Genomic DNA, 20,631 nt, shown 5'->3' on the forward strand with positions numbered 1-20,631 from the left:
TCCGCATGAGAAGTTCTTCCTCATCATTCCCGACGCAGCGCTTCGATCGGATCGAGCTGCGCTGCGCGCCATGCCGGGTAGGCGCCAAACAGAACACCAACCAATCCCGAAAAAGCGATCGCCAAGCCCGCATTCAAGGGGGAGATTACCAAGGGCAGTGTAAACAAAGAGGTCATTAACCAGGCGCCGGCCACGCCCAATATGAGACCAATAATCCCACCCGCCACGGAAAGCGTCACGGCTTCTAGCCCGAACTGGCGCAGGATGTCTCCTTGACGGGCGCCAAGCGCTTTCCGCAAGCCGATCTCACGTGTCCGTTCAGTTACGCTGACGAGCATGATGTTCATGATCCCGATCCCACCGACGAGCAGCGACACCGCCGAAATTCCCCCAAGAAGGTAGGTGAAAACCTGCGTCGTCTGCGCCGCCGTCTCGGTGATTGAGCTCAAATTCTGCACGGTGAAATCGTCTTCGCCTTCGCGCGTACGGTGGCGCTGTCGCAAAAGTGTCTCGACATCTTCCTGCAGCGCGCTGAGCACGTCCTCATTCTGCGCCTTCACCGAAATCTGACTGACGCTATCACCGCGCCCGCGGCGGCCGGAGATACGCCGCTTCACCGTTGTCAAAGGCGCCAGAACGATATCGTCCTGGTCGGCGCCGAAGCCGGATTGCCCCTTCGATTCCAGAACGCCGATCACTTCGAACGCACCGCCATTCATACGCACCGTCTGGCCGACTGGATCAAGGTTCGGGAAGAGTTCGTTCGCCACCGTCGCGCCAAGCACGACGACGCGACGGGCTTGGCGTTCTTCTGACTCGTCGAACATCCGGCCCGACGAAATCTCCCAATCACGCGCTTCGAGATAGCTGGGTGTGACGCCCTCGACTTGGGGATTCCAGTTTAGACCGTTGGCGATCACTTGCGTGCGCGCGCGCTGCGAGGGCGCCACCACCGCGACGCCTTCGAGTTGCGCGATTGCAGCCGCGTCATCGATGGTGAGCGTATCCCAGCCCATACCGCCGCCGGCTTGTGCACGCACGCCGCCGCCGCTGCGCTGCGCGCCAGGCACGACGATCAGAAGGTTCGAACCAAGGCTTGCGATCGAGCGCTCCACTTGCGCCTGCGCGCCAGAGCCGAGCGCGACCATCGCCACGACCGACGCCACGCCGATGATCACACCGAGCGCCGTCAGCGCCGAGCGCAACGGATTAGAACGGAGCGCGCGGCCAGCACTGGCGATAAGGTCAGACGTGCGCATCATGGCGCGCCTCCTGCCCGTTGACTGAATCCGAGACGATATGGCCGTCGCGCATCTCGATCGTCCGCTTGGTTTGCGCCGCGACCTCATGGTCGTGCGTCACGATCACGATCGTCGCGCCTTCACTGTTCAGTTCGCGAAACAGCGCCATGATTTCGATGCCGGTATTGGTATCGAGCGCGCCGGTGGGTTCGTCGGCCAGAATCAGCGACGGCCTACCCGCCAGCGCCCGCGCGATCGCGACACGTTGTTGCTGACCGCCGGAGAGCTGCGTCGGCTTGTGGCCCATGCGTGCGCCCAGGCCCACCCGCGTCAGCAATTCCGCCGCGCGCTCGCGGCGCTCCTTCGGTACTATGCCGCCATAGATCATGGGCAGCTCGACGTTCTCCAACGCCGTCAGCCGCGGCAGCAGATTGAAGCTCTGAAACACGAAACCGATGGTCTGGTTGCGGAAGACAGCCAGATCGTCGTCGCTCATCGCGCCGATGTCGTTGCCGGCGATCGCGATGCGGCCGCTGGTCGGCGTATCGAGGCCGCCGATGATGTTCATCAAAGTCGACTTGCCTGAGCCTGAAGGGCCCACGATGGCGCAATACTCGCCACGCGCGATGATGAAGTTCACACGGTCCAGCGCATGCACGGTCTCGTCGCCCATGCGATAGAGCTTCACCAAATCGCGAGCTTCGATCAGCGCGCTCATCACGTGCCCCGGATGCGGACGCCGCCGCCTGGGCCACCCATGCCGCCTTGTTGACGGACCTCCGCCTGCGGCCCGCCACCGATGATGACTTCATCACCTGCGTTCAAACCGCTGTGCAGCACAGTGTTGGAATTGTCGGCGACGCCAATCTCGACCAGGACCGGTGTCGGCTGATTGTTGCGCAATACCCAAACGACGGCCTGTCGGCTCACCTCCTGGCGCGGCCCGCCGCCTGCGCGCATCTGCGCCAGCAATTGTTGCTGCTCGGCCGAAAGCGTTGGTTCGATCTCGCGGATCACTTGATCGCGGATGCGCCGCATCGCCGCCCGCCGATCGCCACCGCCTTCGCCGCGCGGCATCGACGCCATCGCGTTCTCGAACGCCGTTTGCGCCGCCGCGCGTTGTTGGTCGTTGAGCTGCAGCGTTTCCGCAATTTGCGTCACGCCGCGCCCGCCACGGCCCTGACCACCGCCTTCACCGCGACCACCGCCAGAGCCAGGCTGTTGCGCCTGCGCTTCACCGCCCGCGCCACGACGTTGCCCCTGGCCGCCGCCCATCAGAGCTTGGCCTTGCGCGACCAGGTCCGGATCAGCCGGACGGAAACGCAGCGCCGTGTTCGGCACGCGCAACACATTCTCGCGCTGCTCCAGCACGATCTCGGCGTTCGCGGTCATCCCCGGCAACAATTGACGCCCCGGATTGTCGGCTTCGACCACCACTGTGTAGCTCACCACGCCAGATTCAGCGACGCCCTGCTGGCGCACTTGGCTCACACGGCCTTCGAACTCGCGATCCGGAAACGCATCCACCGTGAAGCGCACGCTCTGCCCTTCACGCACATCGCCAATGTCGGCTTCATCCACGGTGATGTTGGCCTGAAGTCGCGACAAATCCTGCGCGATCACGAACAGCGTCGCCGCTTGCAGGCTCGACGCCACCGGCTGGCCCACGTTCACTTGCCGATCCACCACAACGCCATCGATCGGCGAGCGGATCACGCTGCGATCCAAATCCGTGCGCGCTGTCGCCACTTGCGCTTGCGCCTGCGCCACAGCCGCGCGCGCCGTATCCCGCGCTGCACGCTGTTGCGACATCAATTGTTCTGAAGCGAAGCCGCGCTGCTGGAGCAGCACGTAACGCTGATAGTCAGATTCCGCGACCGCGAGTTGCGCTTGCTGCTGCGCCAAGGTCGCTTGCGCTTGCACGATGCGTTGCTGAAACGGCGTCGGGTCAAGCCGCGCCAGCACTTGGCCTTCGCGCACCTGACTGTTGAAATCGACCAGCACTTCCGTAATCGGCCCCGACACTGTTGCGCCCACGTTTGCCGAGACAAGCGGCTGCAACGTACCGGTTGCGCTAACAACGCGCGTGATAGCGCCTGTGCTCACTTCGGCCGTGCGATAAGGATCTTCGTCGCTCTTGCCGCCAAACACATTCCAGGCGAGCAGCGCCGCGACCACGACGCCGCCGACGACCCAAAGCGACCGCCCCCGCAAGAAGCCAGGGCGCCTAGCCCAGAGCTCTTGAACCTTCTGCTTCAAGTCCGCGAACATGCTGACCTCTGATCTGGCGACCCCTGCCGCCCGGGCAAGGCGCCTCCCCTTTTACGACGTCTTACAAACGAAAAATGACGCGGCCGGGCGTGAGCCTTTCGCCCGGCCGCGTCCGCCGGCTCTAGCCACGACCGCGGTGGGGCGGACGGGCGGCCTGCGCCTCTTCTTGCGTCACGCGGCCGTCGCTGTTGGCGTCGAGACGCTGGAACATGGACGCGCCCATCGCGTCGAACTCGGCACGTGAGAATTGGCGATCATTGTTCGCATCAAAGTTCTGGCGTTCCGGGCGATCGCCGCGCGCGCCACGCTCGGGACGCTCGCCACGTTCTGGCCGTTGCGGACGCTCCGACGCCTGGATCACGCCGTCGCGGTTCGCGTCGAGGCGATTGAAGTGCTCGAGCGGCCGCGCGAGGAATTCGTCGCGCGTGATATTGCCGTCATTGTTGGCGTCCGCGCGTGTCAGCTGATGCATGCCGCCGCCGCGACCATGACGACCGCCGCGGTGCTCGCGGCCTGCGCGCATTTCTTCGCGGGCCAGCTGGCCGTCACGGTTTGCATCAAGGCGGGTGAATTCCGCCGCGCGGCCCGCATCGAATTCCTGGCGCGTTAGCGTGCCGTCATTGTTGGCGTCGAGCGCGAACACGCCGCGCGGACCGCGCTCGGGCGGGCCGCCATCCTGCGCCATCGCAAAACCGGCGGCGCCTGCCAGCGCCGCGAAGCCAGCGGCGGCGAACAAGATCTTACGCATATGGGTACTTCTCCTTCAGGCCGACCGGAGCCGGCCAAGCATTCCCTCTCCCTGTTGTTCTAAAACGCGGCTGTTTCGCGCGTTGGTCGCGCCTGCGACAAAGTTTGTCGGGGGAACCAAAAGAAAAACGGCCGGCGCTGGGGGGCTAGCGCCGGCCGCTGTCTCATAGAGACGCCGCTCTGGGGGGAGGGTGTAACGGCGCCTCCGGACCCAAGACCGCCGCGGGAGGCGAGCGCTCTTGAGTGATCCAAACCTAGCGCGTTCCTCAGTTTAAGGTTTTACGCGAACGCCACGCACTGGCGCCAAAACGTGTCAGCCGTTCGGCCGCGTCATCGCGCCGGGCTGTTGCTCAGGCCGGCGTTCGGCAGGCGGGCGCGCCTGCCCGATCAGACGCACGAATTCGCGCCGGGCGAGCGTGCCGCTTTGATCTTCATCGTAATCACTCACGCGGCCACGCACTTCAGCTTCGAATTCTTCGCGCGTGATCGTGTTATCGACGTTGCGGTCGAAATCCAAGCGATATGGGCCCATTTGCGTGCCGCCGAGCACTTGGTTGGACCAATTCTGAAACTCGATCGGCGCAATCGAGCCGTCACTATTCGCGTCAGCGCGCGCAAATTCGCGGCCGATGCCGGCCTCAATCTCAGCGGCGCTCACCGCGAGATCGCCATCGGCATCGAAGCTCACGAACATCAACGCATCGGCGGACATCAGCGCCCGGATCGGCTCGCGCGTCGGGCCAGAGCTGGAGCCGCCGCTTGCGCACGCCGTCAGCGCCAAGGCCGCGCCCGCACTCATCGCCAATGTCTTCAAACGCATGCATTGTCCCCTAATGAAGCGCCGCATCTGCACTGCCGACCAAGGCGGCCATGTGGCGGCGCGGGCTTTGTTCTTGCCTAAATGTGTCCACCCTCGCGCGGCGCCAAGGTTTGGCACAAGTCCGGCAAGGGCGCCTGGTAGATTTTTGCCAAAACCGAGCGCACATCAACTCCCATGGCCCCCGAGGACCCACATATCCTGGTCGTGGACGACCATCGCGAGATCCGCGAATCCCTGGCGCAGTTCCTGAAAAAGAACGGCCGGCGCGCGACCGCTGTCGAAAGCGCCGAAGCTGCGCGCAAGGCGATCAAGGAAAACCGGATCGATCTCGTTATCCTGGACATCATGATGCCGGGCGAGGATGGCCTCTCGCTCTGTCGCCATATCCGCGAGACCAATCACATTCCAGTGATCCTGCTCTCGGCCCGCGCTGAGGACCTCGATCGCATCATCGGCTTGGAAGTCGGCGCCGACGATTACGTGGTGAAACCGTTCAACCCACGCGAACTCATGGCGCGCATGGACGCCGTTCTGCGTCGCACGCACTCACTGCCCCCGAATGTCGAGGCGCCGACGGGCGAGGCCATGCGCTTTGACAAATGGACATTGAAGATCGCCGAGCGCGAACTCGTCGACGTCGATGGCAACACGCATGAGCTCAGCACCGGCGAGTATCGTTTGCTACTGACGTTCTTGCAGCGCCCGAAAGTGGTGCTGACGCGCGATCAATTGCTCGACCTCGCATTTGACCGCGGCTCCGATGTGTTCGATCGCGCCGTTGATACGCAAGTCTCCCGTTTGCGCCGCAAGATCGAAGCGGACGCTCGCACCCCGAAGCTGATCAAGACCGTTTGGGGCGGCGGCTACGTGTTCACGGCGCCGGTCGAAAAGGCGTGAAGTTCAATCCGTTGAATACGCTGACCGGTCGCATGGTGCTCGTCACCATCGTCGCCGTGCTGCTGTCGTACGGCATCGCCTTCGGCATCTACGCCAACGAGCGCGGCGCCGCGCTGCGGCGTGCGGCCGAGACCGGCGTGATCGAGCGCGTTGCGTTCACCGCCGAGCGTTTGCGCGAAGCGAGCATCCCTGAGCGGCGTGTGCTGGTGGACACCATCCGCGACTACGCGATCCGCTACGAGGTCGCGGAGACGCCGGACGTGAGCGGCGGCATTGGCGGCGGCACGGGCGCACGCATCGCGCGCGGCGTGGCTGAGCGTTTGCCGGATACGCAAGTCTGGGCGCAGACGCTGATCGTCGAAAGCACCTCACGACGCTTCCGTATGCGCAACGACGACGGTCCGCCGCCTGACCGTCCACGCCGAGAGGCCGGCTTCGAGCGTGAGCCGCCGCCCGATGCGCCGCGCGTGAAGGCCACCGAGGTGCGCCTCGCTGTGCAGCTCTCGGAAGGCTCTTGGCTCAATGTGCGCGCCCACCTGCCCGGCCCGCGTCCCGCGCCGCTCAGCGTGCTCGCGGCGGCAATCGTCTCCGTGATCGTGGTCGGCGTTGGCGCGGCCCTCGTCTCGCGCCAAATCGGGCGCCCACTGGCGGACCTCGCCGCAGCAGCGCGTGCACTCGGCTCCGGCCAGGCCAATGTCACCGCCCCTGTGAGCGGCCCCGATGACGTGCGTCGCGCCTCTACCGCCTTTAACGCGATGGCTGAACGCCTGGGTCACCAACTCAATCGCCAGCGCCAAATGCTTTGGGCGTTGAGCCACGACCTGCGCACGCCGATCACCGCGATACGGCTACGCGCTGAATTGATTGAGGATGAAAGCGAACGCCAGCGGCTACTCGCCTCTGTCGCCGAGATGGAAACGCTCACCGAGCAAGCGCTCTCGCTCGCCCGCGCGGGCGCCAGCGAAGAAGCGCGTATGAACGTCGATCTGGCCGAGATCGCGCGCACGTTATGTGGCGAATTGCAGGACATCGGCATCAACATCAGCGCTGAGGCGCCGGATGCGGTGATGGCCGAATGCCGCCCCAGTGAAATCGCGCGCGCCGCGCGCAACCTGGCCGAGAACGCGGCCAAATATGCGGGCGGCGGTGTCATGCGCGTCTATCGCGATGGCGCGCATGTCGTGGTTGAGGTAAGCGACAACGGTCCTGGCGTGGCGGCGGATCAGTTGGAGAAGCTCTCCGCGCCCTTTTTCCGCGCCGATTCCGCGCGCAGCGGCGCCCCGAACGGTGCGGGCCTAGGCCTTGCGATCGCGCAAGCCATCGCCGAGGCGCATGGCGGCAGTCTCGTGCTCGAAAATCGCGCTGGCGGCGGCTTCAGCGCCAAATTGATGCTGCCCGCCTAAGGTCCCCACACGGAACTTTGCGCGCCATTCATCTACGACACTGACAAGCCGCGCCCGCTATGGCATCGCGGTTCGACCATGACGACCCAAGACCCACCCCGGCCGCCCACAGCGGATTCCATCGTGGACGCTTGGATCGCCAATCCCGGTCGCGCGGCGACTTACGATCTCGCGGACACGGTCGCCGAAACACAAGCATGGCCGTTGTTGGCGCGTTCAATGATTGCGGTCGCGATCGTCGGCGCCAATGGCGCGCACCTGTGGTGCGATGCGCATTTTGCTGATTGGGCGCCGGCCGATGCGATCGACCCCGCTATAGTCGCGACCACGCGCAGTTCTGGCGCACCACGTTCCACGGCCGCATCCGACATCAACGGCCAACCGCTGGTGTTGGTCTATCTGCCTGCACGCGATGGCGAAGCTTATGTCGAGGGCCGCCGCGTTGAAGCTGGTCAGGTCGTCGTCGTCGCGATTTCACTCGCACACGATGGGGACATTCTGCTCAGTGCGGCGCGCGCACATGGTATGACCGAGCGCGAAGCGCGCGTCGCGGCGGCACTTGTGCGTCACGGCACATTGCCGCGCGCGGCTGGCGCCTGCGGCATGAGCTACGCGTCCGCACGCGACGCGATCGCGGCGTGCCTGCGCAAAGCGGGCGCCGCGCGGCAAAGCGAACTCGTATCGCTCCTGACGCAACAAGCTGGCTATCTCCCCGCCGATCGTGACGGCGCGGCCCGAGCCTTGCGCGATATTTTTGGATTATCGGCGCGCGAAGCCGAATTGGCGCTTCTGCTTTCCGAAGGCCACACACGCAGCGAAGCGGCAGCGGCCGCGGGGCTTTCGGAGTCCGTGGCCAAAGATGTGTTCGAGCGTGTGTTCATCGCGCTTGGCGTCTCCTCAGCGCCGCAAGTGAGCCGCGTCGCGGCCGAGGCGTTCGCCGCATCCCTGCTGCCGCAGGCGCCTGCAAACATCGTTTGGAGCGATGCGGTGCATGGCGAGCCGCTACGCCTCATCTCGCGTGTCGACGGCGGGCGCATCGCGCTCAGCGATTTCGGCCCGCCCAGCGGCAATCCCGTGCTGATCGTGCATTCGAGCGCCACCACGCGGCATCCCGCACGCAGTCTCGTGCGCGCGCTACAAGCCGCCGGTTATCGCCCGCTCGCGATCGACCGGCCGGGCTTCGGTCTCAGCGATATGCGCGAGGACGATCCCGATCCCTTTCGCACCGCCGCGCACGACATGAAGCGCCTGTGCGACCTGCTCGACCTCCCCCGCATCGACATCGTCGCACGCGGTGGCGCACACGCTGCACTTGCGTTCGCGCATCTCTATCCTGAGGCCTGCGGCCGAGTGATCGCGCTCAATCCGGATACCGTGATTGACGCACAATCGAAGCGGGAAGGCGTTCTGGGCGCCGCCAAGCACGCCGTATGGCGGCGCCCGCACTTCATCGAGAAATTTGCGCGCATCATCAGCGCGCAGGCGACGCCGAAGCGCGTCACCCAATTGATGCGCGCCTCGATGCGCTCAAGCCCACCGGATTTGGCTGTATTCGAAGACGAGCGTGAATTGGCGGACTATCATCGCGCCGTGATGCTGTTCGCGACCGGTCGTCTCTCTGGCTTCATCGCCGAGCAGCGCGCATATGCAGACGGCATCGACGCGCCAGCACTCGTTGATGCTTCGAATTGGACCGTGCTCCTTGGCGCACACGATCCCCTGCACCATGTCGATGACATGCTCGGCTATTGGCGTCCGCGCCTACCGGGCGCGCGGTTCGAGACAATCGCTGAGGCCGGCCGCTTCGTGCATCTCAGCCATCCGCACGCGGTCCTAGCAGCACTCAAATGAAGGAGCGCGCGGATTGCTCCACGCGCCCCAAATCATGCTCCTTTTGTCGATTAGTTCACACGCTCAACCGTGTAGCCCCGCGCCCGCAATTGCGCGACCAGTCCCTCGGCGCCCAACAAGTGACCGGCGCCAACAGCTACAAAGTCCACGCCCGAACCATTCAGCTCGTTTGCGATCACCTGCATCCACGCGTTGTTGCGCTGCACAAAGATCAAATCGTAGAGTTCCGGATACTGCGCCCGCGTCTCTTCGATCACCAGCGTGGTGAGCGCCGCTTCGTCGCCGGTTTCCCACGCATTCGAAAGTTGCGTGATCATCGCGGCCGCTGCTGGCGCCTGCACGATGGCTTCGCGCAGCATCTCGCGTTGTGCCTCGGGCGCCATGTTGTCGAAGAAGCCCAATTGCTGTTCGATCGTTTCGAAGCTGCGCATGGTCTTGCCGCCTGTCTCCGCAAACACGTCGACCTGACGATCAACACCCGACGTTGGATCAAAGCCCGCCTGCATCATCGGCACGACCGAGAGCGTCAGCGCCGCGATCCACGGCTCTTGGCCTTCAAGCGCAGCCGCCGGAATGCCCATGCCCGTCAGCGCCGCGGCAAGTTGGGCGTTTTCCTCGGCGCTCAGCCAACTCGAGAGCGGTCGGCCCGGCGCGGCGGCGCCCAATTGCATCGCCAATTGTTGCGCTTGCGCGTCCGCCGCGGGCGAAATCTCAATCTCGGTCCAGACTTCTTGCGACTCCGTGATCGCGGCGCGCACGCGGTCATTGCCCCAATCGGCGCCGCGTGGACGAATGTGAACCGTGCCATAGAGATACATGGTGCTGTCCGCGTCACGCACCACGTAGAGCGGCGGATTGATTGATTGCTGTGCGTCGGCTGGCGACGACATTGCCATAAACGCGGTGAAGGCCAGAATTGCTTGCTTAAACATGTTACCCCTCCTTAGTGTTGAACTTGGATGACTCATCGGGCGGCTTCGGCGACGCCCTCGTCATCAATGAAGATCTCTTCGATATGCAGTCCGAATAGACGCGCGATCTTGAAGGCCAGCGGCAACGACGGGTCGTACCTGCCTGTCTCGATCGCGTTAATGGTTTGGCGCGATGCGCCGAGCTTTTCGGCGAGATCGGCCTGGCTCCATTCGCGCTCGGCACGGAGCACTCTCAGGCGATTTTTCATGCGGGCTTCCCCGCCGCGTTTATCTGACCGACGGCAGCGGATGCGACGTAGGACGTCGCCAACAATTGCACGAAGATCAGCGCAAGAAAGACACCCGTCGCCGAAAGCGGCGGCGCGTAGCCAAGCGGCTCAAGCAGAGCCCACACAAACGACCCCACGGTCAGGACAATCGCGGAGACCGAATAGCCATCCACAACATGCCGCCGTTGCATTTCGTCAAAGCCGCGCCACAGCACATAGCTGGAGACGACATTGAGCACCGCCGCGGCAACCGCGAACACCAGCGGGCCGATGAGCGCACTCGCTTCCGCCTGACGCATCACCGCAAGCGCGCAGCACGCAACACCCAGCGCGAACATCCCCGCGCTGCTCCACGCGAACACCCGGCGCTCGGCGCGGCGCAAATCCTCGAAATCAATCTCGGTGGTCTCTTCGACCTGCAAGGCAGCAACCGCGTTGCGCCCGAACAGCGCTATGCCGCCGATCATGAGGCCCAGCACGATACACATCGTGCCGATCACCCATAGGCACATATCAAGCATGGTTGCTTCGGCCATCGGTCCGACAAGCGCGGTGATGAGGCCAGGCACACCGGCGAAGAGTTCAAGACACAAGCCCATGACGAAGCCGCCGGCGGCGCCAAGCACGCCGTAGAGCGTCCAGCGCAGCCAGAACGGACGCCCGCGTCCGAGCGCCCGGGCGATCAGCAACGCAGCGACGATCGCCAAGATCGGGATCACGTACATGGCGGGTACCGCTAGCGCGGTCGGCACGCCGCGTTCCGCGACCCAGGCCGCGGTCTCCGCATCGGGCGCACCCGTGGCGACCATCGCCGCAGCCAATAAGCCAAGTGTGACAACGCCGTACGTGTTCTGTCGTGGCGCGGTTGGGGTGGACGAACTCATCGTGTTTCTCCGAACAACGCGGACTTAGGCGAGCACCAGCGACGCCTGCTGCAGCACCGCGAACGCGACGGGCGCGAGCAGCACCGCGGCAAGGACTAGGTTGGCGAACTTGGTGGCGAATTGAACTTTCATGGCAAACCCCTTTGTCAAAGTGACAAGGGTATTTGTCATGCTCGGCAGCGAGATGTCAAGTATGTTTTCCAAAAAGACGCGATTCTTTTCCCAAAAGACGCACCTTTTTGTCTAAGTGGCTAATCTGCTTTACGTTTTTCCACTCAGCGCCAGGGGGCAAAGTGCTTGGAGAGCTTCAGGCCCTGGCCCTGATAATTCGACCCTGCCTCACCGTAGAGCCGCTCAACCGGCCCCGAGAGCGGTTCAAAGACAAGTTTGCCGACCGGTTGGCCATCCTCGACGATGAAGGGCACGTCGCGCGATCGCACTTCCAGCACGGCGCGGCCCTCGTGCGGCGCGATGCCGAAGCCCGGATCGAAGAAGCCCGCATAGTGCGCCCGAAACTCGCCGAGTTCCGGCCGAATGGGCGCCATCTCCGCCGCTTCATCCACCGGGATCAGCACATTTTCCTTCGACGCAAAAATATAGAATTCACCGGGATCAAGCACGAGCCGGCCGCGGCGCGCCTCCATCGGCTCCCAAAAATCGCGCGGATCGTAACCGCCGATGCGGTCGACATCGATCACGCCTGCGTGGCGCTTGCCGCGGAAACCGACTGGCCCCTTCAGCGAAAGATCCATGGTGAAATCGATCTCACGCTTGGGATGCGGCGGCCCCCGCCGCAGACGCACCTGACTCAGCCGTGCGCCCGTGCGCACCAACACGGAAAATGTGCACGGCGAAATCTCCGCCCACATCGGCCCTTGATAGCCCATCGGAATATAGTCGAACGATTGCGCGCCATCGGTGATGAGGCGCGTGAACACATCGACGCGGCCCGTCGAGCTTTTCGGATTGGCGGCGCCATGAATGTGCGCGGGCAGCGCGAGTTCTTCTTGAACTTGTACAAGATAGACGCAGCCCGTTTCCAACACCGCGCCCTGCGTCAAATCGATCTTGTGCATGACCAATTCGCCATCGAGGCGATCTTGCACTTTGGCGCCGGCGCCCGGCAGAAAGCTCGCGCGCAGCCGGTAGGCGGTTTCGCCCAAGCGCAGATCGAGGCTCGCCGGCTGGATTTGGTCGTGCAGGAATGGCGCGTCCGCCGCGATCCAGCCTTGGCTGATCGCCTTTTTTATTTCGGTATCGGATAGAACCCCGTGCGTATTGGCCACGATAATCCTCGATTGCCCTAGCGGACGCCCTAGCTGGCCCGCCCAGCGCCCTTTGTCCAGCGCCGCCGCCTCGGCTAGAACAGCCCCCATGTACGAACAAGAAACATCGGGTTTGGTGGTGCGGGTCGAGCCGCAATTTTTGGCGGATGAATCCAAGCCAGAGGAAAACCGCTACGTCTGGGCCTACACGATCGAAATCGAAAACCGCTCGGAAGATACCGTGCGGCTCATCTCGCGCTTTTGGCGCATCACGGATGAGAACGGCCACACACAAGAAGTGCGCGGCGAAGGCGTGGTCGGCAAGCAGCCGACGCTGCGTCCTGGCGAACGCTTTCGCTACACGAGCGCGGCGCCGCTCGGCGCGCCGTCCGGCGTGATGATGGGCGCCTATTCGATGACACGGATTGGCGACGGCGGCAGTTTCGATATCGCCGTGCCGCTCTTTGCTTTGGACTCTCCACACAACACAAAAATGGTGAATTGAGATGAGCCATCCCGCCTTCGAAGATGCGATGCGACGCGTAATCACGGGCGAAGGCGCAGACGGGCGATCCCTCGTGATTGTCGACGGTCCGCCTTCCAGCGAGATCGGCGCGCCGGGTCTGGGCGGGCTCTACGAGATTTGGCACGAAGCGCTTGGCGAAACGCTCAACGCGAAAGACGCCACAGACCGCGGCGAGCGCACGCCGATCCTTTCGCCCGACAAAGGCAAAGCAAAAGTGCGCTGGTTCGTGATCGAGCCGACACCGCCCGGTGCGCCGCCGGAACTGATCAAAGCCGCCGCGCGCGAACGCTTCACACAATTTGGCGCCGGCGACCATTTGCGCGACCAGGATCGCCATCCGGCGATGCACCAAACGGATTCAATCGACATCATCTGCCTGATCAGCGGCGAAGCCTCGCTCATCCTCGATGACAGCGAAGCGCGACTAAAGCCCGGCCAAGTCGTCATCCAGCGCGGCACAAGCCACGCCTGGACCGCCCACAACGGCCCAGCGCTATTGCTTGCCGTTTTGATCGACCGCGAATTGGCTTAGCCCTTTGCCTTACGCCCGAACAGCGTCGACACGCTAAGCTGGTTGACGACGCCAGCGCGGAAGATTTGCGCGGCGAGCAGCAAGATCACGATCACCGCGCCAAACATCATCGCGCCCATGCCGGCGATCTCGATCCACGGCAGCCCGGCCGGCGCGCGGATCAGCAACAGGAACGGCGTGAAAATAGGCACCCAGGACGCCATCTCGATGATGGGCGCGTTCGGGTTATCCAGCGCCGGCGTGATCAGCATCATCGGCATGGCGAGCACCAGCGCTACGGGGCCTAGCAAAGTCTGCGCCTCTTGAATTGATTCACACAGCGAACCCAGCGCCAGGAAAATCGCGCCGTACATGAGATAGCCCGCGACGAAACCGATCGCGAAAGCGGCGATCAAGCGCGGCTCGATGAAGGCTGCCGCGATCTGGCCGACGAAGGAATCCGCCATGCTGGTCGCAGCCATCGAAAGCAGCGTGCCGCCTAGCGCGCCCCAAAACAGGAAGAGCGTGGCGCTGACACCAGCGACGCCCAGGAGCTTGCCGATCAGCATTTGCAGCGGCGTCACGCTGGTGAGCAGCGTGTCGAGAATCTTGTTGGACTTCTCCTCGATCACGCCGGTGAGCAACATATTCGCCACCGAGAAGACGACGCTCCAGAGCACAAACGCCAGCGCCAAAGCCGCAAAGCTCGGCGCGCGTTGGCGCAGCGTCACCTCGCCTGTGCCGCCCGCACTCGGGCGCGGATCGAGTTGCGTGACGCTGGGATCAAGCCCTTGCAAGCGTTCGGCCTCGCGTGGATCGACGCCTTGCGCGGCCAGCGCCTCGCGCTGCATCTCGAGCCGTAACGCGCGGCGTGCGATGTTGGACGGCTCGTCGTGGCTAAGGTTCACGCTCCAATATTCAATGCGCGGCGCGCCATCGACACGGCGCAGATTGAGCGCGCCGTAGAGTTTGCGGCCGTCGCCGAGCGCTTGCGCGCCATCGAGATACGAGCGCAGCGCTTCGATATTGGCGGCAGGCGGATCGACAAGGATGTAGCGTGGCGATGGGCTTGGGAACGCCGCCAACGCTCGCGGTTCGCGCATGGACACGATGTGTCTCGCCGCTTGAATGCTCGCGGCACGATTGGGCGCGCCGTCGAACGCAGCCATCGCTTCGACCGCGATGGCAGGCGTCGTCGCTTGGACGTAAGCGCTGACCTCACGGCGCGCATCGTCATAGGCCATCGTGTCGAATGCCCGCGTCACAGCGCCGAAATCTTCGACACGCTCGGCCAAGATCGTCAGCACGCGCGGCGGCTCGGCTCGCGCCAGGAAGATCGGCGCAAACATCAGCACCGCGATGATCAGCGGCGCCGTGATCAGTGAGAGCCAAAAGCCCCAGGCGCCAACGTAAGCGAGGTAGTCGCGGCGGGCGACGAGAAGGATCTGAGACATGCGCCCTACTCCGCCGCCGGCATGGCTTTGTCGCCGACGAGCGCGACGAACGCTTCGTGCAAGCTCGCCCGCGCCGGCTCAAACAGCGAAAGCGGCGCGCCGGCTTCCACGCACGCGGCTAGCAATTGGCGCGAACCCTTGCCGTTCTCCAGCCGCGCGCGCCAGCGTTTGTTGCCGTGCTCTTCGCCGTCGAACTCGATGTTGAAGCCACGCGGACCAAGCACCTCCGCGAGGTCGAAATCGCCGTCCGTCTCCAACATCGCCACGCTCGGCGCCAGCGCCAGAGCTTCCGGCACCGTGCCCTCGAAAGCCTTCTGCCCATGTGCGATCAGCAAAATGCGATCGCACAGGCGCTCAGCGTGCTCCATCACGTGCGTGGAGAAGAGGATCGTGCGTCCCGCCGCCGCTTGTGCGCGAATGGTTTCTTCGAGCACGCGCTGATTCACCGGATCGAGGCCGGAGAAGGGTTCGTCGAAAATGATGAAGTCCGGCTCGTGCGCTATCGAAGCGAGCACTTGAACTTTCTGCGCCATGCCTTTGGACAGCGTCTTGATTTTCTTGCGCCGCACCTTGCCGAGGCCATGGGCTTCGAGCAGCGCATCGGCGCGCTTATAGGCGACGCTGGCTGGCGTACCCTTGAGGCGGGCCAGATACGCAATCGCGCCCCGCGCGCTCATCGAACGATAGAGCCCGCGCTCTTCCGGCAGATAGCCGACACGCTGCAAGGTCTGCCGCGAGATCGGGCCGCCCATCAGCGTGATCTTGCCCGCGGTCGGGCGCAACACGCCGACCAGCATCCGCAATGTCGACGATTTGCCCGCGCCGTTCGGCCCGAGCACGCCATAGATCGCCCCTTGCGGGACGCTGAACGAAATATCTTGGACCGCGGTACGCGCGCCGTAGCGCTTGACCAGGCCTTCTGCTTCAAGCGCGGCATTCATGCGGGCTGAGGTGTACGGGGGCTGGGCCTCCAAGATCAAGCCGGGTCGCCATTCGCGCACCATTGACGCTGCGCCGTGACGGTACAATCCTCTCGCGCGAATTCGGGAGGCGCGCTTGGCTATACTCAAGATCATCTTTGGGATTGTTTTGGGGCTAGCGATCGGCGTCGGCGTCGTCTTCGGCGGCGAATTGCTCAACCACCAGCTCTGGCCGCCGCCCGAAGAGCTGAACGTCACCAACCCGGGGGCTGTGCGCGCCTATCTTGAGACGGCGCCGCTGCCAGCTTTGCTCGGCTTGCCGCTGGCGTGGACAATCGCGGCCGGCCTTGGCGCATTCGTCGCGGCCAAAGTCGCCGGACGCGTGTGGGCCGGCTGGCTCGTCGGCGCCCTGCTCTTTGCGGCAACGGCGCTCAATCTCGCTTTCATTCCGCATCCCATGTGGATGCTCATCGCGTCGGTGGTGTGCGTTCCGCTCGCTGGCTTTTTCGGCGCGCGCTTGGGACGTCCAGCGCCCAGCTAGAAAGCGCTAGCCTCGGCGCTTCGCGCCGTTACATTCCGCTTCGCGAAATCGCGGAGCGTACATGGCCTATTGGTTGATCAAGAGCGAACCGGACACGTGGTCCTGGGATCAGCATGTGAAGAAAGGCGCCGACGCCTGGACAGGCGTGCGCAATCACCAAGCCAAGACGCACCTGAACGCCATGAAGAAAGGCGACAAGGCCTTCTTCTATCATTCCAACGAAGGCAAGGAGATCGTTGGCGTGAGTGAGGTGGTCAAAGAGGCCTACCCCGATCCGACAGATAAAGCCGGCACGTTCGTGTGCGTCGAGTTCAAGGCTATCGAGCCGGTGAAGACGCCCGTGACCTTGGCGAAGATCAAAGCGGAATTGCCGGACATGGTGCTGGCGAAAAACTCGCGCCTTTCGGTGCAGCCGGTCACGGCGGATGAGTGGAAAAAGGTGCGCAAGATGGCGGGGCTGAAGTGATGAAACTCGATCCGGCATTGTTTGCGGAAAGCTCAATCCCGCCAGAAACCCGTAGCCTCAACGAAGGCATCGTCGCCGCCATGAGCGGCATGGCCGAATGGTGGGATGTCGGCGCGCAGAAAGTGCGTGACGCCCGCGCGCGCGGCGAAGGCGCGTTTCCCGCGGCGGCGAAATCTGATCGCGCACGCTGGATCGAGATCGACGCCCCGGCCGGCAAGATCAAATTGCGTGTGGTGGCGCCTGAAACCTCGCGGGGCGTGTATCTGCATATTCACGGCGGCGGCCACGTGCTTGGTGCAGCCGATCAGCAGGACCGCCTGCTCGAACATTTCGCCGACAACGCGCAACTCACCGCCATCAGCGTCGAGTATCGCTTAGCCCCGGAAAATCCGTACCCGGCGGGGCCAGACGATTGCGAAGCGGCCGCACTCTGGGCGGTGAAGCATCTCGGCGATTTCGGCGACAAGCTGGTGATTGGAGGCGAAAGTGCGGGCGCGCATCTCTCGGCGCTCACGCTATTGCGCCTGCGCGACAAACACGGCCTGACGCCATTTCACGCGGCGAACCTCGTGTTCGGCGTCTTCGACCTTGGCCTCACGCCAAGCGCGCGGGCTTTCGGCGGCGAACGCCTCATACTGCGCACGATCGATATCGAGAAATTCGGCGAAGCGTTCCTGCCCGGCCTCGGCCCAGAAGAGCGCCGCGCGCCGCATCTCTCGCCGCTCTACGCCGATCTGCGCGGCCTTTGCCCGGCGCTCTTCACCATCGGCACGCGCGACGCGCTGCTGGACGACACGCTCTTCATGCACAATCGCTGGGTCGTCGCCGGCAACAAGGCCGAGCTGGATGTTTATCCGGGCGCCTGCCACGGCTTCATCGCCTTTCCCTGCGCGCAGACCTTCGCGTCGCTGCAAAAGCAGGCGGCGTTCATCAACGCGGCGCTTGGCTGAGTTGGCGATAGCCGAGGAAGCAGAGCACGACGAAGATCGCGTTGCCAGCGGCGTCGAGCAGGATGAGTTCGTTGAACACCGGCTCGACAAAATAGAAATAGATGTTGAAGCCGAAGAACGGCAGCACGCCGATCCCGTAAGCTAGGAACGTCGCACGCGTGAAGATCGAGAACGCGGCAAACAATCCGGCGATGCAAGCTTGCGCGCCAAAACAACCGATCAGCAACGGTGCGATAGCGTCGTCCGGTCGATAGTCCGGCCGGATGGTCAAATCGATCACGCTCTGCGGCGCGATCAAACACCAGCCGCCCAGAATGAAAAACACGGCAGCGATTGCGTATTGGATATTCCGCGCACTCATCCGCGCCTCTCCTCGTTAGACGCGCAGCGGTGTGCGTTCGTCTCACGCGAATTGAACATCACAGCGGCGTGAAGTCTTCTGCAAATCAGAAGTTGGCTGAAGCGTGAGAATTTGGCGGCGCATCCCGATTGCACCGCCAATCCCTCAACATCTCGCGCCAAGGCCCGAGAGCACGGGCGAACGTCACCCCAATGAAGCCGCTCGTGCTCTCATCCTATTCGCCGCCAAGCTCAGAAAGCAAGGCGCGCATGCCATAGACGTCGCCCAGGGCCATGCGAATGGCGCTGGAAGAGACCGTCACCGAGCGATTGAGCGCGCCGTCGTAGAAATACTCGCCGCCGAGCGAGTGCATATTGCCATCGAACACCGCGCCCACGACGCGACCTTCGCGGTCCAGCAGCGGGCTGCCCGAATTGCCGCCGGTGACGTCGGTGCTGGTCGAGACATTGTAAATCGTGTTGGCGTCGAGCCGCGACCTCGCGTCAATCCAACGCTGACTGAGCACGAACGGCGCTTGCCCGGTCGCACGCTCAAAAAGCCCGCCCGCCCGCGTGAAGGCCGGCACGGCGGCGCCGCCGGGTTCCGTCCAGCCTTCGACCCGACCGTAAGACACACGCGGACTAAACGTCGCGTCAGGATATTGCTCCAAGCCAAAAGCACGAAAGCGCGCCCGCGCAATGCGCTCGTGCGCCCGCGCGACGGGGCCCTCGACTTGGGTCACATAACGCTCGCGCACGCCACGCGCATCCCCATCCCAAGCGCGGACGAACACGATCATCGGATCATCCGACGCCGCAACAGCGGCCGCGCCCCCCTCCCACAATTGGCGCCGATACGCGGGATCGGCCAAGCGCGATTGCGACAAGCGCCGCGCCAGCGCTTCTGACGTTTCGCCGCCAAGCACGCGGCGCGCCACGGGATCATTCGCCGCGAGTTGTGTGCGCAGTTGCGAGAGCCAGAACTCCAGATGAATTTCTTCAAACTCGGGCGTCACGGGGCGATTGCTGTTGATGCTCTGTGTCACGTTGGCGATGCGCGCGTCGGTGAAGCGCAGCATGCGCTCCGCATCCGGCTTCTCGCGCTCTGCCGCGCCACGCACAATGTCGCGCGCCCAGCCGAACAGAAGCGAGCGTTCGCCGGCGCGGGCTTCGAGATATTGGTATTGATAGAACATCGCGCGATAGGTTGCTTGAGCGCGTGCGATCTCGCCCCAGGCGTCGCCCACTTCGCGCTGCGCGGCGCGGTTGCGGCGCACACGCTGTTGCAAATCTTGCTCGGCCGCACTGATGCGCGCGAAGCTTGCGGCATCCGCCAGCGCCTGACGGCGACCAGCGAGCACGGTGTGCGCGTTGGCGACCGATTGCAGCGTGCTCGCAGCGATGCGCGATTGATCAGGCCCTTCAGCCGCGTAGGCCGCGACGCGCGTGCGAATTTCCGCGAGCGACGCAATCTGCCACGGCAAATTGAAATCGCGCTCAAACGCCAACTCAGCACTGGTGCGCCGCCGCGAGGTGCCGCCCGGATTGCCGGCGATCAGCACGACTTCGCCGTCCTCCAGCGGCCCGAAATCCATCGTCAGATGGTTCGGCGTCGCGGCGGGGCGATTGTTTTCGTAGAGACGCAAGAATGAGAAATCGAGCGCGTAGCGTGGGAAGTTGAAATTGTCCGTATCGCCGCCAAACGCCGCCATGCCGTGCTCGGGTGCGAACACCAGGCGCACGTCATCGTAGCGCTTAAAGCGATGTAGCGCGTAGCGTCCGCCCTGATAGAGCGCGACGACTTCGCAGCGTTGCGCCCCTTGCGTGCACTCCGCTTGAATGCGCGCGATCTCTGCGTCACGCGCCTGCGCGAAGCCTTCAGCCGCGGCCCCCGCAGTCGCTGCGCTGATCCGCTCGGTAACATCGCTAATGCCCTGCAGCACCTGCACGCTCATGTTCGGGCATTGGCGCTCTTCCTCGCGACTGCGCGCGCCGAAGCCGTACGTGATGAAATTGCTGTCGGCTGTGGAGAGCGCGGTGACGCACGAAATCACGCAATGGTGGTTCGTGAGCATCAAACCGTTCGCGCTCACGTTCGAGGCGGAGCAGCCGGGCAAACGCGCCGTGCCCGCCATCGCGCGATCAAGCCACGCTTGGTCCGGCGCCCAGCCGAACTCGCTTTGCATGCGCGCGCTGGGAAAATTGTCGAATGTCCACATGCCCTCTTCGGCTTGCGTGCTGGGTGCGGCAGCCAAACCGAGGATTCCAAAAACGGCCGTGGCCGCGCGCAAATTCTGGCGCATCTCGCCCCCAACGATTCGTGTTGGCGAGAACAGAACGCAAA

21 protein-coding genes are annotated in these 20,631 nt (G+C 63.9%); 8 read left to right on the top strand and 13 right to left on the bottom strand.

Annotation, left to right across the window (positions count from 1 at the left end):
* Window positions 1–23: 23 nt before the first annotated feature.
* From EPJ54_RS08440 to EPJ54_RS08460, 5 genes are all read right to left on the bottom strand, one after another.
* Entirely contained in the window at window positions 24–1,262 is a 1,239-nt protein-coding gene (locus tag EPJ54_RS08440; protein ID WP_135211280.1) for an ABC transporter permease, read from the bottom strand.
* Window positions 1,246–1,959 carry an ABC transporter ATP-binding protein gene (locus EPJ54_RS08445; protein WP_135211281.1) on the bottom strand — a complete coding sequence of 238 codons (714 nt, stop codon included), beginning with the start codon at window positions 1,957–1,959 and terminating at the stop codon, window positions 1,246–1,248. The genes EPJ54_RS08440 and EPJ54_RS08445 overlap by 17 nt, the downstream gene beginning before the upstream one ends.
* Window positions 1,959–3,512, bottom strand: a complete 1,554-nt coding sequence (locus EPJ54_RS08450; RefSeq protein ID WP_135211282.1) for an efflux RND transporter periplasmic adaptor subunit — start codon at window positions 3,510–3,512, stop codon at window positions 1,959–1,961. Before EPJ54_RS08450 ends, EPJ54_RS08445 begins: the two co-directional genes overlap by 1 nt.
* A gap of 121 nt (window positions 3,513–3,633) precedes the next feature.
* Window positions 3,634–4,260 carry a hypothetical protein gene (locus tag EPJ54_RS08455; RefSeq protein WP_135211283.1) on the bottom strand — a complete coding sequence of 209 codons (627 nt, stop codon included), beginning with the start codon at window positions 4,258–4,260 and terminating at the stop codon, window positions 3,634–3,636.
* A gap of 312 nt (window positions 4,261–4,572) precedes the next feature.
* Entirely contained in the window at window positions 4,573–5,079 is a 507-nt protein-coding gene (locus tag EPJ54_RS08460; RefSeq protein WP_135211284.1) for an EF-hand domain-containing protein, read from the bottom strand.
* A gap of 174 nt (window positions 5,080–5,253) precedes the next feature.
* On the opposite strand from EPJ54_RS08460, the gene EPJ54_RS08465 reads away from it, so the two are divergent.
* The 3 genes from EPJ54_RS08465 to EPJ54_RS08475 all read left to right on the top strand — a co-directional run bounded on the left by EPJ54_RS08465 (window position 5,254) and on the right by EPJ54_RS08475 (window position 9,230).
* Entirely contained in the window at window positions 5,254–5,976 is a 723-nt protein-coding gene (locus EPJ54_RS08465; protein WP_135211285.1) for a response regulator, read from the top strand.
* Window positions 5,977–5,987: 11 nt separating this feature from the next.
* Complete coding sequence (locus tag EPJ54_RS08470; RefSeq protein WP_167755645.1) at window positions 5,988–7,379, top strand: sensor histidine kinase; 1,392 nt, start codon at window positions 5,988–5,990, stop codon at window positions 7,377–7,379.
* Between the two features lie 78 nt (window positions 7,380–7,457).
* Window positions 7,458–9,230, top strand: coding sequence for a bifunctional helix-turn-helix transcriptional regulator/alpha/beta hydrolase (locus EPJ54_RS08475; RefSeq protein WP_135211287.1), 1,773 nt, complete (start codon window positions 7,458–7,460; stop codon window positions 9,228–9,230).
* Window positions 9,231–9,280: 50 nt separating this feature from the next.
* On the opposite strand, the gene EPJ54_RS08480 is transcribed toward EPJ54_RS08475, so the two are convergent.
* From EPJ54_RS08480 to EPJ54_RS08495, 4 genes are all read right to left on the bottom strand, one after another.
* The gene (locus tag EPJ54_RS08480) at window positions 9,281–10,162 is read right to left on the bottom strand and encodes a TraB/GumN family protein (protein ID WP_167755646.1); all 882 of its coding nucleotides are present in this window, start codon (window positions 10,160–10,162) and stop codon (window positions 9,281–9,283) included.
* A gap of 32 nt (window positions 10,163–10,194) precedes the next feature.
* Window positions 10,195–10,410: a helix-turn-helix transcriptional regulator gene (locus EPJ54_RS08485; protein ID WP_135211289.1), complete on the bottom strand. Its 216-nt coding sequence runs from the start codon at window positions 10,408–10,410 to the stop codon at window positions 10,195–10,197.
* Window positions 10,407–11,315 carry a hypothetical protein gene (locus EPJ54_RS08490; RefSeq protein ID WP_135211290.1) on the bottom strand — a complete coding sequence of 303 codons (909 nt, stop codon included), beginning with the start codon at window positions 11,313–11,315 and terminating at the stop codon, window positions 10,407–10,409. Before EPJ54_RS08490 ends, EPJ54_RS08485 begins: the two co-directional genes overlap by 4 nt.
* Window positions 11,316–11,590: 275 nt before the next feature.
* Entirely contained in the window at window positions 11,591–12,607 is a 1,017-nt protein-coding gene (locus tag EPJ54_RS08495) for a 2'-deoxycytidine 5'-triphosphate deaminase (RefSeq protein ID WP_420823038.1), read from the bottom strand.
* Window positions 12,608–12,689: 82 nt separating this feature from the next.
* On the opposite strand from EPJ54_RS08495, the gene apaG reads away from it, so the two are divergent.
* A complete protein-coding gene (apaG, locus tag EPJ54_RS08500; protein WP_135211292.1) occupies window positions 12,690–13,085 on the top strand; it encodes a Co2+/Mg2+ efflux protein ApaG in 396 nt (131 codons plus the stop codon).
* A 1-nt stretch (window position 13,086) separates the two neighbouring features.
* Entirely contained in the window at window positions 13,087–13,638 is a 552-nt protein-coding gene (locus EPJ54_RS08505) for a cupin domain-containing protein (RefSeq protein ID WP_239590828.1), read from the top strand.
* On the opposite strand, the gene EPJ54_RS08510 is transcribed toward EPJ54_RS08505, so the two are convergent.
* Complete coding sequence (locus tag EPJ54_RS08510) at window positions 13,635–15,071, bottom strand: ABC transporter permease (protein ID WP_135211293.1); 1,437 nt, start codon at window positions 15,069–15,071, stop codon at window positions 13,635–13,637. The two genes, EPJ54_RS08505 and EPJ54_RS08510, sit on opposite strands and share 4 nt — an antisense overlap.
* 5 nt (window positions 15,072–15,076) lie before the next feature.
* On the bottom strand, window positions 15,077–16,051 hold the full coding sequence (locus tag EPJ54_RS08515; RefSeq protein WP_239590829.1) for an ABC transporter ATP-binding protein: 975 nt from the start codon (window positions 16,049–16,051) through the stop codon (window positions 15,077–15,079).
* Between the two features lie 76 nt (window positions 16,052–16,127).
* On the opposite strand from EPJ54_RS08515, the gene EPJ54_RS08520 reads away from it, so the two are divergent.
* From EPJ54_RS08520 to EPJ54_RS08530, 3 genes are all read left to right on the top strand, one after another.
* A complete protein-coding gene (locus tag EPJ54_RS08520; RefSeq protein WP_135211294.1) occupies window positions 16,128–16,532 on the top strand; it encodes a hypothetical protein in 405 nt (134 codons plus the stop codon).
* Window positions 16,533–16,593: 61 nt separating this feature from the next.
* Entirely contained in the window at window positions 16,594–16,998 is a 405-nt protein-coding gene (locus EPJ54_RS08525; RefSeq protein ID WP_135211295.1) for an EVE domain-containing protein, read from the top strand.
* Window positions 16,998–17,948: an alpha/beta hydrolase gene (locus tag EPJ54_RS08530; protein WP_135211296.1), complete on the top strand. Its 951-nt coding sequence runs from the start codon at window positions 16,998–17,000 to the stop codon at window positions 17,946–17,948. The genes EPJ54_RS08525 and EPJ54_RS08530 overlap by 1 nt, the downstream gene beginning before the upstream one ends.
* Here the strand turns inward: EPJ54_RS08530 and EPJ54_RS08535 are convergent.
* Together EPJ54_RS08535 and EPJ54_RS08540 are read right to left on the bottom strand one after the other, a co-directional pair.
* Window positions 17,929–18,309 carry a hypothetical protein gene (locus EPJ54_RS08535; protein WP_135211297.1) on the bottom strand — a complete coding sequence of 127 codons (381 nt, stop codon included), beginning with the start codon at window positions 18,307–18,309 and terminating at the stop codon, window positions 17,929–17,931. The two genes, EPJ54_RS08530 and EPJ54_RS08535, sit on opposite strands and share 20 nt — an antisense overlap.
* Before the next feature lie 214 nt (window positions 18,310–18,523).
* Window positions 18,524–20,590, bottom strand: a complete 2,067-nt coding sequence (locus EPJ54_RS08540) for a S46 family peptidase (RefSeq protein ID WP_135211298.1) — start codon at window positions 20,588–20,590, stop codon at window positions 18,524–18,526.
* Between the last annotated feature and the right edge of the window lie 41 nt (window positions 20,591–20,631).

This window comes from Vitreimonas flagellata, assembly GCF_004634425.1.
GTDB lineage: Bacteria > Pseudomonadota > Alphaproteobacteria > Caulobacterales > Aquidulcibacteraceae > Vitreimonas > Vitreimonas flagellata.